Consider the following 251-nt stretch of genomic DNA (forward strand, 5'->3'; position numbering starts at 1 on the left):
TTACGCATCTCTTCATCATCGATGTCATAAGACCAGATCTTAATGGTCATAGTTTACCACTCCGTTGTACGTACTACAATACCATCTTCCAGCATTTGCTCTGCTAATTTAGGAGCATCTGCTGTAAAGTAACCGATCGTTGCTTTAGGATGTTCACGACTAACCAGTTCCATCAGTTGGTAGAATTTCTCTTTTGGAGTGTTCGTATGACAGCTGGCTAACACGCGACGAATGTTGGGTCCCTCCAAACC

General features: G+C 43.4%; 1 protein-coding gene. It reads right to left on the reverse strand.

The window, feature by feature from the left end; genetic code table 11:
* Positions 1-53: 53 nt before the first annotated feature.
* Positions 54-251 (reverse strand): hypothetical protein (locus AC1RO3_RS09310; RefSeq protein WP_481764137.1); only part of this gene is annotated, 198 nt, incomplete at its 5' end.

This window comes from Dellaglioa sp. CoH-57-MRSF-19 (genome assembly GCF_056781975.1).